Annotated in this window: 15 protein-coding genes and 1 pseudogene; 9 read left to right on the top strand and 7 right to left on the bottom strand. The window is 47.5% G+C overall.

Going from position 1 to position 11,867, the window contains the following annotated elements; translation table 11 throughout:
- Positions 1-98 precede the first annotated feature (98 nt).
- The 4 genes and pseudogenes from H6G00_RS11970 to H6G00_RS11955 form a co-directional block, all read left to right on the top strand.
- Positions 99-521 (top strand): annotated as a pseudogene (locus H6G00_RS11970) (thioredoxin domain-containing protein); the annotation flags it as partial.
- Between the two features lie 300 nt (positions 522-821).
- Positions 822-1,700, top strand: a complete 879-nt coding sequence (locus H6G00_RS11965; protein ID WP_190796901.1) for an IS982 family transposase — start codon at positions 822-824, stop codon at positions 1,698-1,700.
- Between the two features lie 84 nt (positions 1,701-1,784).
- Positions 1,785-2,501 carry a GntR family transcriptional regulator gene (locus tag H6G00_RS11960; RefSeq protein WP_190796899.1) on the top strand — a complete coding sequence of 239 codons (717 nt, stop codon included), beginning with the start codon at positions 1,785-1,787 and terminating at the stop codon, positions 2,499-2,501.
- 13 nt (positions 2,502-2,514) lie between these two features.
- Positions 2,515-3,216, top strand: a complete 702-nt coding sequence (locus H6G00_RS11955; protein ID WP_190796898.1) for a haloacid dehalogenase type II — start codon at positions 2,515-2,517, stop codon at positions 3,214-3,216.
- Positions 3,217-3,293: 77 nt separating this feature from the next.
- On the opposite strand, the gene H6G00_RS11950 is transcribed toward H6G00_RS11955, so the two are convergent.
- Both H6G00_RS11950 and H6G00_RS11945 read right to left on the bottom strand, forming a co-directional pair.
- A complete protein-coding gene (locus H6G00_RS11950) occupies positions 3,294-3,728 on the bottom strand; it encodes a peptidoglycan-binding protein (protein ID WP_190796897.1) in 435 nt (144 codons plus the stop codon).
- Complete coding sequence (locus tag H6G00_RS11945) at positions 3,676-3,870, bottom strand: hypothetical protein (protein WP_190687015.1); 195 nt, start codon at positions 3,868-3,870, stop codon at positions 3,676-3,678. The genes H6G00_RS11950 and H6G00_RS11945 overlap by 53 nt, the downstream gene beginning before the upstream one ends.
- Positions 3,871-3,919: 49 nt before the next feature.
- Here H6G00_RS11945 and H6G00_RS11940 point away from each other — a divergent pair, with 49 nt between their 5' ends.
- From H6G00_RS11940 to H6G00_RS11925, 4 genes are all read left to right on the top strand, one after another.
- Positions 3,920-4,810, top strand: a complete 891-nt coding sequence (locus tag H6G00_RS11940) for an EamA family transporter (RefSeq protein ID WP_190796896.1) — start codon at positions 3,920-3,922, stop codon at positions 4,808-4,810.
- Between the two features lie 653 nt (positions 4,811-5,463).
- Entirely contained in the window at positions 5,464-5,775 is a 312-nt protein-coding gene (locus H6G00_RS11935) for a response regulator transcription factor (protein WP_190796895.1), read from the top strand.
- A 20-nt stretch (positions 5,776-5,795) separates the two neighbouring features.
- A complete protein-coding gene (locus tag H6G00_RS11930; protein WP_190796894.1) occupies positions 5,796-6,482 on the top strand; it encodes a polysaccharide deacetylase family protein in 687 nt (228 codons plus the stop codon).
- A gap of 227 nt (positions 6,483-6,709) precedes the next feature.
- Complete coding sequence (locus tag H6G00_RS11925) at positions 6,710-7,021, top strand: hypothetical protein (protein ID WP_190646133.1); 312 nt, start codon at positions 6,710-6,712, stop codon at positions 7,019-7,021.
- On the opposite strand, the gene H6G00_RS11920 is transcribed toward H6G00_RS11925, so the two are convergent.
- The gene (locus tag H6G00_RS11920) at positions 6,998-7,909 is read right to left on the bottom strand and encodes a phytanoyl-CoA dioxygenase family protein (protein WP_190796893.1); all 912 of its coding nucleotides are present in this window, start codon (positions 7,907-7,909) and stop codon (positions 6,998-7,000) included. The two genes, H6G00_RS11925 and H6G00_RS11920, sit on opposite strands and share 24 nt — an antisense overlap.
- Before the next feature lie 134 nt (positions 7,910-8,043).
- Between H6G00_RS11920 and H6G00_RS11915 the strand changes: the two genes are divergently transcribed.
- Complete coding sequence (locus tag H6G00_RS11915; protein ID WP_190796892.1) at positions 8,044-8,757, top strand: ABC transporter substrate-binding protein; 714 nt, start codon at positions 8,044-8,046, stop codon at positions 8,755-8,757.
- 23 nt (positions 8,758-8,780) lie between these two features.
- Here H6G00_RS11915 and H6G00_RS11910 read toward each other — a convergent pair whose 3' ends face one another.
- The 4 genes from H6G00_RS11910 to H6G00_RS11895 form a co-directional block, all read right to left on the bottom strand.
- Positions 8,781-9,317 (bottom strand): DUF937 domain-containing protein, encoded by a 537-nt coding sequence (locus H6G00_RS11910; protein ID WP_190796891.1) that lies wholly within the window; start codon positions 9,315-9,317, stop codon positions 8,781-8,783.
- A gap of 234 nt (positions 9,318-9,551) precedes the next feature.
- Positions 9,552-10,115: a Uma2 family endonuclease gene (locus tag H6G00_RS11905; RefSeq protein ID WP_190796890.1), complete on the bottom strand. Its 564-nt coding sequence runs from the start codon at positions 10,113-10,115 to the stop codon at positions 9,552-9,554.
- Between the two features lie 258 nt (positions 10,116-10,373).
- On the bottom strand, positions 10,374-11,009 hold the full coding sequence (locus tag H6G00_RS11900) for a hypothetical protein (RefSeq protein ID WP_190796889.1): 636 nt from the start codon (positions 11,007-11,009) through the stop codon (positions 10,374-10,376).
- Between the two features lie 175 nt (positions 11,010-11,184).
- Positions 11,185-11,661, bottom strand: coding sequence for a hypothetical protein (locus tag H6G00_RS11895; RefSeq protein WP_190796888.1), 477 nt, complete (start codon positions 11,659-11,661; stop codon positions 11,185-11,187).
- Between the last annotated feature and the right edge of the window lie 206 nt (positions 11,662-11,867).

The following is an 11,867-nucleotide window of genomic DNA, read 5'->3' as shown; positions in this document are numbered from 1 at the left end:
AACACGAGTTAGAAGACTACTTACCCTTCTGGCAACGTTCTGAAACATTGCCCAAATGGGACATCACTATTGTTCCACAGTAATGGGTACTTTATTTTTCCGCAAACCCCTTAGTTGTGCGAGAACGCAGTTTTGACGATAACGCTACCCCGTCTGCTAATGGAGTGGCGATCGCCAACCTGGTACGACTTGCCCTGCGAACCGAAGACTTGCAGTATCTCGATCGGGCTGAACAGGCACTTCAAGCATTTGGTGGCATCATGAGCCGCTCGCCCCAGGCTTGTCCGACCCTGTTCACAGCGCTCGACTGGTATCGCAACTACACTCTGGTTCGTACTACTGCTGAGCAAGTTGAGGCGCTGATCAGGCAGTACAGTCCTGCGGTGGTTTACATGCTTGAAACCAATTTGCCTCAACAGGCAGTAGGGTTGGTGTGTCAGGGCTTGAGCTGCAAGGAACCAGCCCTGAGTGAAGCACAATTACAGCAGCAGGTCGCACAAAGCCAGGTGCGAGAAGGATAGATGTGTTTCCTGAGTTGTGCGGATTTCTCGTTCCTAATCTCTGACTTGGTAACAGTGGAGAGTCCCCCTGTAGGGGCTTAGCATTCGGCAGATAAACCCCGGAACAGTCTCGGAGACTTTGCCCGAATGCTAAGCCCCTACGCTGGCTGGGCAACAGATTAGGTGTCTTTAGGTCTGCTCTAAGTCCTGACTTTAGGTAGCGATCGCCAAACCCTCTTCTAATTAACGTGAGTTCGGGATAAGGAGGGGTGGAACAGATAGAGTTGAAAGTACCTAATCCTCAACCAATCTAACCACCCCCTGCTTAGTTTAGAATCCCTGTTTTGTCATGTCGATGATTTTTGCCAGTGGTTTGAACGCCAGTGGCAGCAGCAACTTTTAGGAGAGGGACGACAAAAACGCCGACGCTCTGGCAGCCTCTGCTTAAGCGAGATTATGACGATTTTGATTGCGTTCCATCAGTCGGCATACCGCAATTTCAAGTGGTTTTACACGCAGTTGGTCTGTCGCTATTGGCGTAACGCTTTTCCGGGGTTGGTCAGTTACAACCGCTTTGTCGAATGGATACCATCTGCTTTGATTCCCTGGTGCGGCTATTTGCGTCAGTGTTTTGGTCCGTGTACAGGACTCAGTTTCATCGATGCGACCAGTATCAAGGTCTGTCATAACCGTCGGATTGCTTCTCACAAAGTGTTCAAACCGTTAGCAGCACGAGGCAAAACCTCGGTCGATTGTTTTTTTGGCTTCAAGCTGCATCTAGTTATCAATGAGCAAGGAGAATTACTCAACGTTCTGCTCACACCAGGAAACATCGATGACCGTAAGCCCGTGCCCCAACTCCTACAACACCTCTTCGGCAAAGTGTTTGGTGACCGAGGCTATGTGTCGCAAACGCTTGCCCTTCAGTTGTGGAAACGGTTTGGCATCCAACTGGTCACCAAGCTCAAGCGCAACAGGAAGAACCGCCTGATGGTGTTGAGCGATAAGCTGCTCTTGCGCCGACGAGCCATTATTGAGTCTGTGATTGACCAGCTCAAAAACATTTCTCAGATTGAACATTCTCGCCATCGCTCTCCGGTCAACTGCTTAGTCAACTTAGTCTGCGGCTTGATCGCGTACTGCCACCAACCCAAAAAGCCCTCTCTGCTCATTGACAACGCTTTGCCTGCTTTTGCTTAACCTGAACTGACGTTCTTTACTCCTTTACTTGCAAATTGTTAACAATCTACAATTGACAGTCAGCAATTAGTCTTTTATGCTGTGATGAACGCATTTAAGACTTTGCTTGTGGAAGCCAAATCGTCCTCCTTGACCGTGACTCCACGCAGCCTTGATCACCAGGCGGCGGATGTGATTCGTCAGCAGATTCTCAGTGGTTCCTTTCCACCCGGGCATCGGCTGATCGAAACTCAACTAGCTGAAGCGCTTGACCTGAGTCGAGGAACGGTGCGATCGGCGCTACAGCAGCTTACTTACGAAAATTTGGTGGTACAGCTGCCTTACAAGGGTTGGCTGGTGCCACCACTGCGATCGCAAGATGCTTGGGAGCTTTACACCCTACGGAGCGGGCTAGAAGGGTTGGCGGCGCGTCTGGCGGCTCTGGCGATCACACCAGAGAAAGCAATTTTGCTCAATCGGTCTTTTCAACAGTTAGTGGATGCGGCTCAACGGGGCGATCGCAACGCAGTTAATGAATTTGATTTTGCAATTCACAAAACCATTATTCAGTTAACAGAACATCGACGTTTGCAAGAGCAATACAAAATTATTGAGCAGCAGATCCGGCTTTACATTACCGCCTGCAATACGCTGCTGGAATTTGATCTGTCAGAAATCGCCGACCAGCACCAATCGATGGTGAAAGCAATTGGTTGTGGAGATGCGGCTTTAGCCCAGCAGATTGCTCAAGATCACAGTACTGCTGATGGCGAAACTTTAGTGAAATACCTGCAAGAACTGGAAGCCAAGAATTCAAAATAATGGGGGTGTCACGATGCTGGATTTTAGCCAGTATGAAGCATTAACGTTTGATTGCTACGGAACTATTATTAATTGGGAACAGGGAATTTTGGAGGCAATCAAGCCTGTTCTAGCTGCATATCAACTTGAGATAGATGACTCTCAAATTCTGGAGCTTTTTGCTCAGTTAGAAGGAGAAATTGAAGCAGGAGAATATCAGTCCTACCGCAGTGTTCTTGGACAGGTGATGCAGCAGTTTGGCGAGAAGTTGGGCTTTGTTCCGACTTCAGACCAGCTTGATTGTCTGGCTAATTCTATTCAAAACTGGCAGCCTTTCCCAGATAGCATTGATGCACTAAAACGTCTAAAGCAACAGTTTAAATTGGTAATTATTTCTAATATTGATGACGATCTGTTTGCTTTCACGACGAAACGGTTGGGCGTCCCGTTTGATTTTGTGATTACGGCTTTTCAAGCCAAAAGCTATAAGCCTTCAACGCACAATTTTGAATTTGCGTTTGAGAAAACAGGCATTCCGCGTGACAAGATTTTGCACGTCGCGCAAAGCATTTATCACGATATCGTGCCTGCCAAAGCGTTGGGATTATCAACCGTCTGGGTCAATCGTCGCCATGACCAAGCAGGGTTTGGTGCAACGCTGCCAGCTAGCAGTCAACCAGATTTAGAAGTACCGAATTTAGAAACGCTGGCAAAGCTGGCGGAAGGTACGGCTTAGTTTCTGGGTTAGCTCCAGAGGCTAAGACTTGCTAGCAGCACGGGTTACACTTTTCTAACCCAGCCTACAAGAGCTACTTACCCTGTTACCCCTTCACTCACCCACCCCTCTACAACACAGACTCGTTGTCGCAGCAGTTTCTTCACCTCTTCGTTTAGCTTTTGGCGAACCGTTGACCCAGCAATACCTGTCATCGGCATATCATGTGACTGCTGAAATTGCATCACTGCTCGAATCATTCGGGGACCATAAAATTCGTTGATTGGAAGTTGGGCATTGATGGTCAGATTAAGGCTGTGCTGTAAGTTGCGGATCAGCTGTCTGGCTCTTTCACAAGTTGGCTGATCGACCTTTCCGGTAATCGGTAAGCCAAACTGAGCCTGAAATTCTCGAACGGCTGCTTCGGTATACAAATCAAGCAGATTGCCGTGATTGCCGTTAAGTCCGTCTGGACCGAGGCTATAGCCAAGATTGTGGAGCATCGTCTTGAACTGACTGATTGAATAGGTCATTGCAGAAATTCCTTGACACGGGGCTATTTGCCAGGAGATTTACCGATCGCTCTTCATAGGGGCGGATTCCTGACTGTTCTTTAATTTGCTTCAGCCTAGTGTGCCAAGGGGCGATCGCACCTCCCACCGCTGTATCACCCACCAGAGTGATTCTGGTTCACTCTGTTATTTCTCTGTTACTTCTAGGGCTCATGCCAAAATCTTCTCTCGCTTTTAAGCTGTCTCAGGCTACGGTTGGTTTCGCGGCAATTGCTTTGGCGGCAGTGCTTTGGGCGATCGCTGCAACTGTTGCTAGTAGTTTGTTTCAAGCAGGAGTCAGCCCGCTTGAGCTAGCCATGTTGCGGTCTGTCATCGCCGCTATCGGTTTGGGAATTGTCCATCAATGGCAACCTCGACCCAAGTTAGGCAACTGGCAGATTTTGGCGTTAGGGATATCGTTAGCTTTGGTTACGCTTGCTTATTACATTGCAATTGAGCGCTTAGCAGTGGCGATCGCCGTGGTGATTCAATACACGGCCCCAGCGCTGATTGTAGTTTGGGCAATGCTTAAGAACCGAAAAGCGCCTGCTCTATCTGTGACAATCGCGTTGATTGCAGCGATCGCTGGGGTTGCCCTAATTGCAGAACTGCCAGCCGGAGACTTTGAGCTAGACGGATTGGGGCTATTCATGGCTTGTCTGAGTGCGCTGTTCTTTGCTTCCTACACTCTGCTGAGCGAATCTGTTGTTGCCACCTACGGTGCTGTAGGCGTGATGTTTCGAGCCTTCACGGTTTCGAGCCTATTTTGGATTGCGTTTCAGTTCACCCAAGGAGTGCCAGAAGCGCTTTTTGTCCCAGACCATTTATGGAGTGTTTTATTCGTTGGTCTTGGCGGCACGTTGATTCCCTTTTCCCTCTACTGCTGGGGAATTGAACAGGTGCAGTCAGAGCGAGGGGCAATCGCCGCTACCCTAGAGCCTCTAGCCGCCGCTATTTTTGCCTGGATTGGACTAGGGCAAACGCTATCAGTCTTGCAAATTTGGGGAGGAATATTGGTTCTGATGGCAGTAGTTTCGCTCCAAATAAAACATCAGCAATCCTAATTATCGCGTATGCCTTTAGGAGGAAATACGGAAATTCATCGCTATATTTATGTAACTTCTAATAATGGGATGAGTTCCAAAAGGTAAATTTAATGAAATCCTAATAACCCTAATAGATAGTTGCAGGTTTGGATTTTATCCTTTGAAGAGTTTCTTAAACGCCAAGCAAAATTTTTGTAACGTGGCGGTTATGAAGAGGTATGAAAAGTTCAAATTGTCGCCCCAATAGTTTCAGGAGGCTAACATTCAGCAGATAGGTCCGAATGGACCGGAGGTTTTGCTCAAATACTGCGTCCTCACAGGAACATTCGATACTTTCAAACTCCTGATATGTGGCAATTGATGTATTTATCTGAACTAAATTCTAAAAAATATTTCTTCGTTGAAATATTTTGAAAAATAGCTTGAAAATGATCTTCTCAATAGCTAAAAAAAACAAAAGCTGTGAAGTATGGAATATTTGGCTATAACAGATTAACCGAGGGATTTCTATGCATTTACTAGAAGGAAATCGATGACCGGACTGCCAGCTATATTTTTTGTAGCGTACCGGATTTAGTATGAAATCATCACAAAATTATGTCCTAATATTAGGTCGGCCCTCTGATGATCTTCAGATGCTACAGGCGTTACTGGAGCATCTAAGTTGTCCTATGGTCTTTGCAAGTTCTATAGATCAGGTTGTCACAAAAGTTAGCCAGATGTCTCCTTACCTGGTCATTTTGGCAGGAGATGGACAAAACTGGTCACAGGCTTTGGTGAAAGACCTGCGAGATGCCGCCAACACTTGCGAAACTACCATTGTGGCGCTGACAGACTGCAATGCGCCAAGCTGGGTGCACCAAGAAGAAAATCCGGGAGTCGATGGGTTTCTAGTCAAGCCGATCAGCAGAGATGTTTTGACTTCACTTGTTCAATCTGCTTGGGCACGTCAGACTTACTGTTCTACCAGCTATGCAAGCTGAGGCGGTGTAAGCTAAGGTTTATGCCTCTTGCCCCATTCTTACCCTTTATCTATCAGGTTTTAAGTCCAACTTTTCCAGGTTGTCTGTGGGCTGGAAGCGCGACCTCTCCAGCGATCGCCCTCAGTTTTGACGATGGCCCTCACCCTCAACACACGCCACAACTGCTTGAGGTGTTGGATCATTATCAAATTCCTGCAAGTTTCTTTTGGTTAGGGGTTTGTGTCAATCATTCCCCTGAGATTGCACGAGCCACTTATCAGCGCGGTCACTGGCTCGGTCTGCATGGCTATACGCATCGTTCCTTTCCCCGCTTGTCTGCGCTTGAACTGAAACAAAGCCTGGAACAAACCCAGATAGCGATCGCCCATGCCTGCCAACTTGAAATGTCCTACGTGCAGCAGCAGATTCGAGATGTTCGCCCGCCGAATGGGCTGTTTACCCCCCAAACGCTGACATACTTACGGCAATGGAACTACCGCCCTGTGATGTGGAGCGTTGTGCCAGAAGATTGGGTGCAGCCCGGAGTTGAAGTTGTGATTCAGCGAGTGTTACAACAAACTTGCAACGGATCGGTAATCGTGCTGCACGATGGGCATCATGGAGGAGTGAATGTGGCAGCGATCGCCGCTCAAATTGTTCCTCGCTTATTGCAAGCAGGTTATCGCTTTGTTACCGTTGATCAGCTTTGGCAACAGCGACAACTTTAAAGGAATCCCTTCTAGCTATTTGAAAATTTCACCCAAAACCCTAACTAGGCATTTATACTGAACATGTAGATCCGTTAACAATCATTTACTAATAAGAATAATTCATTGCAAAAGCTGTGTTCTATCGGATTTGCTCAAGCATAAGTCAGAGTATTTCACCTGTTGACTGTCTCGTCGGGTTTTGCTTTCACAGATTACACCGCTAGAAAAAACAGAAAATCTCTATTGTGTTGCCTCCAGTTTTAGACGAAGGAGCTATCTCTCCCTTCAAGTTTTGGTTTAACGACAAGATTCAGCACGGGATGTACTTCCGGAGCGAATTGTTTTATCGGCTGCACACCGTAGGGATTGAGCATCGAGCGCGACTATACCATTACGCTTGCAGGTTAGCGCGTCACGATGCAGTTATCGTCACCGCATCGGATGCAGACTGTAGTGTCTGGGTTAGCCTCCGTAGCCCCAGCATCACTGCCCTCAGCTTGCGGAGTGAACTCTTTCCCCCTCTGATCGATGTTCTACAAGAGGGCACCGACAACTGAGGGAGTTCTAGAAGCGGCGATCGCATCTTCGCAGTAGTCAGATAAGAAAGCAGTGCGGTAACCGTCACGAGTCCAAAGAATAGGGAAGAAGTTTTCATCCATCGTGGTTTCCCCGACTCGCTTGTAGCGTCCGTAAATGTAGCCCGCACCCGTCGGCTGAGACCGTGCCTCAGAGCTAAGCGTGTGAACGCCCAAGCTGCGTCTGACGCGATCGCTGCGATAGTTTTTGCCGGACCCGTGCCAGATTTTGCCGTGATGAATCACGCAGCTTCCTGCTGAAATTTCAATCGGCACGACTTGAGGATTGCTCACCCCTACCGCTGCTGCTGCCCGTTCCATTGCCGAGCGATAGTGACTTGTGGGTGCGTGAAATTCCCCTAGGTCAGTCATTAAGCCCCATTGGTGAGAACCGGGCACGTACTCAATCGTGCCAATATCGGCGCTGGTGTTGTCTAGCGCAATCCAGCAGGTGATCATCTCGGTTGGCTCGATGTAGCTGATGTAAGTCGCGTCTTGATGCAGAGAAACTTCTTTGGCTCCGGGAGGCTTGACCCAGACGCTATCTTGACCGATGCGGGCACCGGGCCAACCCGCTAAAGTTGCGGCGAGTCGCCCAATTTCGGCAGAGAGAGCAACGCTGGCGATCGCCAAATCGCTCTTCCAGGCATTACAAATTTCACGGGTCACGTCAGGCAGGCTCAGTCCCGGTCGCCAGTGCCACTCGTCGGGATAAATACCCGTCTCAAAGTTGCCATGAAATAGAGGATCAAGGCGATCGCCCAGCCGCTTGACCAGATCAGCGTCAATCAAATTTTTGACCACCAAAAAACCGTCTTCTTGAAAGCGATCGATTTGCTCCTGACTAATCTGAATCGGTTCACGGCTCATTAGCGCTACCCCTGGATGAAAATCTTCAGAAGCCTGTTATAACAAGATGCGAATTGAGGGATTGTAGCTTCAGTCACGCTTCCCTTCAGAGCAACAGGCAAGAATTCTGATCTAGTAAGCAGTGGGGTGAGCAGATGGGTTTCAGTACGGTTCGACCGGGGCAGTTGGCGATCGCCGCCAGTGATTTTGATGCTCGTCCAATGAGCTGTGTGAACGGCGATCGGCGCTTAGGCTATGAACCGGATGTCGCTCGTGCCGTTTGTCAAAAGCTCGGACTAGAACCCGTCTGGTTTAACTTACCGATGGCAGACTTTTACCCCAGCCTGCAAACCGGAAAATACGATGTTGTCTGGTTTAACCAGGCAATCACGCCAGAACGCAAAGCTTGGGCAGATTTCACTCAGCCCTACGGCATCTTTGACGAAGCAGTGATTGTCAGAGCCGACAGTACCGCCACTTCTCCAACAGATCTGGCAGGGCTGCGTGTTGGCGGTTTGGCAGACAGCACAAATTTGGCTCTAGCCGAAACCTTCCCCAATGTTCAGATTGTTCCATTTCCTGGCAGCGACAAAGTTTTGCCCGAAATGCTAGAGGCACTACGTCAGGGCAAAATTGATGCCCTGATCGATGATGAACTGGTGCTACTCGTCGCTGTCGAAGAAGACCCAACGCTGCGAATTGCCTTTAGCATTCCAACCCAGGTGCCGTTTGGCATTGCCGTTCGTCCAGGACAACCCGAACTGCATGGGGCGATCGCCCAAACCCTGACAACTCTGCTCCACAACGGCACTCTGGCTAGCCTCTGGTCAAAATGGATTCCCTGGAAACCTTTTCCATTGCCTGACTAAAGCACCTCTTCAGGTCAGTTTCTTCAACGACGATTGAGGAATTGGCTTGCTAGTGAGATGGCATCGCCAATGTCTACGTCGCGATCGCCATCACTATCTAAAAACGTACTCAAAACCGAGTTAGCACTCCCGCCACTTGCCTGAGAACCCTGCTTATTCGCTCCACTTTGCAGAAGCTGAAGCACAATCGGAATCAGCGTTGGCAGCATTGCCAAAATTGTCTCAGCGTTAATTCCTGTTTTTTGGGAAATAGCTTGAGCTACCTGCTGCTGTTGGGCCGGTGAAAACAGTGCTTGAACCGCTGCTGCATTGGGAGAAGTGCCGTTATATTGATTCACAATCGCTTCAGCATTTGACCGTCCGCCTGCTGCCTGCTGCTGTTGTAGTGCCGAACGGACATACCCGCCCACGGTAGACAACAAGGTTTGAGTTTGCGACGAATCAACACCCTGATTATTCAACAGTTGCTGCACTGTGTTGATAATGCTGCCAAGCTGTGACGGATTAGCCTGTTGATTAGGATTATCGATCGCACTCACAATCTGATCAAAAAGTCCCATACTTCTACTTCCTATAGCGAAGACTCGACGTTTCCAGATTAGCCTCTTGAGTCAACACGGACAAAGCAGGAATTCTTAACCGTATTACCGTAAGCGCATCCCTGTTGAAGCACTAAACAATGAACTTGGATATTGGAGAAACTGAGGCGATCGCTCTAGCAGTCGAGCCTCAGGCTGACCAAGTTTTGTTAGTCTGCTCCAGCAGGTGTTAGCTGACTGGCAACTACTCAAGTTTTATTCCAATAACCAAGCAAACAAACCTTTGACTGTAAGCTGTAACTCACTTGCAAACGATGGTACAGGAACAACCTCATCTGCCTTATCCAACACTTCAGGTTCTTGCTTGGGACGATAGACAAACACGGTTTGTTCATCTGGATCGATCAACCAACCTGCTTGGGTTCCATGCCGCAGACAATGAAAGATATTCTTCGTTACTTTTGTTTGGCTTTGATCAGGAGACAAGATTTCAATTGTCCAATCTGGCGCAGCAGAAAACGTGTTAGCAACCTCTCCATTCTCATCACGAGGAATTCGGTTCCAAAGAAAAACTGCAATATCAGGAACAGTTGAACGGCCGCCAAAGGTACAGCGTAGCTCAGGAAATGCACGAGCAATATGCTTAGACTTAACTACTCCGTTGATAGCAGGTACAAGCTCCCCTTGAATAACACTATGTTTCCCTTGGGGCATTGGTTTCTGAATAACTTGACCATCAATATATTCACTCGCAGGTTTCGTTTCTGGTAACTGTAAAAACTCTGCCAATGTCAGTGTTTTAGATGGTGTTTGTACCATTTGGGTTTACCTCTCCATCTGCCAGATCAGAAACTAAGCTCCATTCTATTTCTAAACTGGATGAGATATATTGCCGCGCCACAGAAGAGTTACAGCTACTTAATCCTAAAAACTAGTAAGACAAGTTGACTGCTCTACCCCAGCCAACGACCCAAGCAAGCTAACGACCCCGTTCACCTGCTGCGAGCAACCTCTCTGATTCATTAAAAACCTTGATTCGGTCGGTGTGCAACGGAATTGTTATGATGTGCCTACAGATCAAGCCTCTTTCTCAATAAATTTTTGCATTTCCGCAAGGTTTCTACCTGTTAATGTCTCAAATTCTCGCCATAGCGAACCATGATTTAAATCGAATCTCATCAACTCAATTAGATCTGTGCGTGGTCCTTTGGTTAAATCTTTAGCACTTATTTCCTTCTGCAAGTACTTACCGATTCTCCTTCGAAGAGCGAAGACAGCTTCTCTTGTATCCGGTGACATGCAAAGACCCGCATCACTATATCCCCACTTATTTAATTTTTCTGCAAGTTCTCTAGCTTCAGTTTCATCGATTTCGTTGATGCGATAGTGGGATAGTTGTTCAAGCATCACAAAGATTTCAGGATATGTACGAAGTCTCATCTTATACAGCTCTAGTTCTCGCTGACTATTGAGTTCTAAGACCCATTTATTTTCTTCATGCCTGATATGTCGTTCCTCAAGTTCGATAGTCTTCTGCCACTTTTCGCGTTCTAATTCTATAGTCCTTTCCCATTTAACTCTTTCAAACTCTAAACTTCTCCTCCATTTCTCTCTCTCAGATCGCTCACGAAAAAAGCTAACAAGTGCTGTGAGGATTGCAGCAAAAAATGTAAACAGCGCGCCTATGAATGCAATATTTGTGGCGATATCCATATTTAGAATAATTCTCAATATTCTACAAGTAGCTTTGATACTTTTCGCGCCAGGAAACCGAGCGGTATAACGTTGCTGTTCAGCGGCGGCTGACAACTTCTGTCGTAATATTGAGCCATCTTATTAGTCCGCTGCAACAGCGTTGTTGTGATGCTTTTGATATGTTTCGCTTGCTTCATTCACCTGTATAGAAAACATTCACATACGAAGCGTCAATAAGCAAGTCACGTCCTTCAAGGTGTTTCTGTGTTGTAAAACGCTGAATTCGCGCTCGATAGTGTTTCCAATCGCGATAATCTTGCGGGGCAGCAAAGTCGAAGAACTCAAGGAATCTTAGATCAACTTCTTCGGGGTTAACCATGTTTACTGGATCATCCCAATACCCCCCATCTCCCACTCGGTTTATCATTACTGGCGAGCCGCAGTGTGAAGTTGGAACAATGCGAAGATATGGTATCGGCTCTTTGTTTCTCCATGTTGGTCTGAGACGAACAGGTGGCTCACTGATCTGGGACAGCACCATCTGATTGAACAATTCTTCTTCCACAGACCAAAACAACGAATCACCTTCTTCCAGAAAACGGAAGTAAGTGTTCCAAATATGTCGGCTGCATTCCCGATAGTCATTGAGTCTTTCTGTGATGTCTTTCATGTCCTTCAGTACGAGTACTCAATAAACTGGGCGCAAGCAGCACAACTATTAATAGAATGAAAATTTCTGTCTAAGATCCCTCAGAAAGGTGGATAGGCAGAATGATTCTGTAGTGCGACACGAAGTTGCACGACTTGAGTGAGAAGCCGACTTCTCTAGGATAGTGTCCAAATCCTATCCCCCATCTCCAAGGGCGTTTCTGGTAG

Origin of the sequence: Leptolyngbya sp. FACHB-541 (assembly GCF_014695875.1) — a bacterium.
Taxonomy (GTDB): Bacteria; Cyanobacteriota; Cyanobacteriia; order Elainellales; family Elainellaceae; genus JAAUTN01.
This window is presented reverse-complemented; position numbering and strand designations above follow the sequence as displayed.

Coding starts and splice junctions, on each gene's coding strand:
- H6G00_RS11960 (WP_190796899.1), top strand. CDS start 1,785: ATGAACGCATTTAAGACTTTGCTTGTGGAAGCCAAATCGTCCTCCTTG.
- H6G00_RS11955 (WP_190796898.1), top strand. CDS start 2,515: ATGCTGGATTTTAGCCAGTATGAAGCATTAACGTTTGATTGCTACGGA.
- H6G00_RS11950 (WP_190796897.1), bottom strand. CDS start 3,728: ATGACCTATTCAATCAGTCAGTTCAAGACGATGCTCCACAATCTTGGC.
- H6G00_RS11940 (WP_190796896.1), top strand. CDS start 3,920: ATGCCAAAATCTTCTCTCGCTTTTAAGCTGTCTCAGGCTACGGTTGGT.
- H6G00_RS11935 (WP_190796895.1), top strand. CDS start 5,464: ATGGTCTTTGCAAGTTCTATAGATCAGGTTGTCACAAAAGTTAGCCAG.
- H6G00_RS11930 (WP_190796894.1), top strand. CDS start 5,796: ATGCCTCTTGCCCCATTCTTACCCTTTATCTATCAGGTTTTAAGTCCA.
- H6G00_RS11920 (WP_190796893.1), bottom strand. CDS start 7,909: ATGAGCCGTGAACCGATTCAGATTAGTCAGGAGCAAATCGATCGCTTT.
- H6G00_RS11915 (WP_190796892.1), top strand. CDS start 8,044: ATGGGTTTCAGTACGGTTCGACCGGGGCAGTTGGCGATCGCCGCCAGT.
- H6G00_RS11910 (WP_190796891.1), bottom strand. CDS start 9,317: ATGGGACTTTTTGATCAGATTGTGAGTGCGATCGATAATCCTAATCAA.
- H6G00_RS11905 (WP_190796890.1), bottom strand. CDS start 10,115: ATGGTACAAACACCATCTAAAACACTGACATTGGCAGAGTTTTTACAG.
- H6G00_RS11900 (WP_190796889.1), bottom strand. CDS start 11,009: ATGGATATCGCCACAAATATTGCATTCATAGGCGCGCTGTTTACATTT.
- H6G00_RS11895 (WP_190796888.1), bottom strand. CDS start 11,661: ATGAAAGACATCACAGAAAGACTCAATGACTATCGGGAATGCAGCCGA.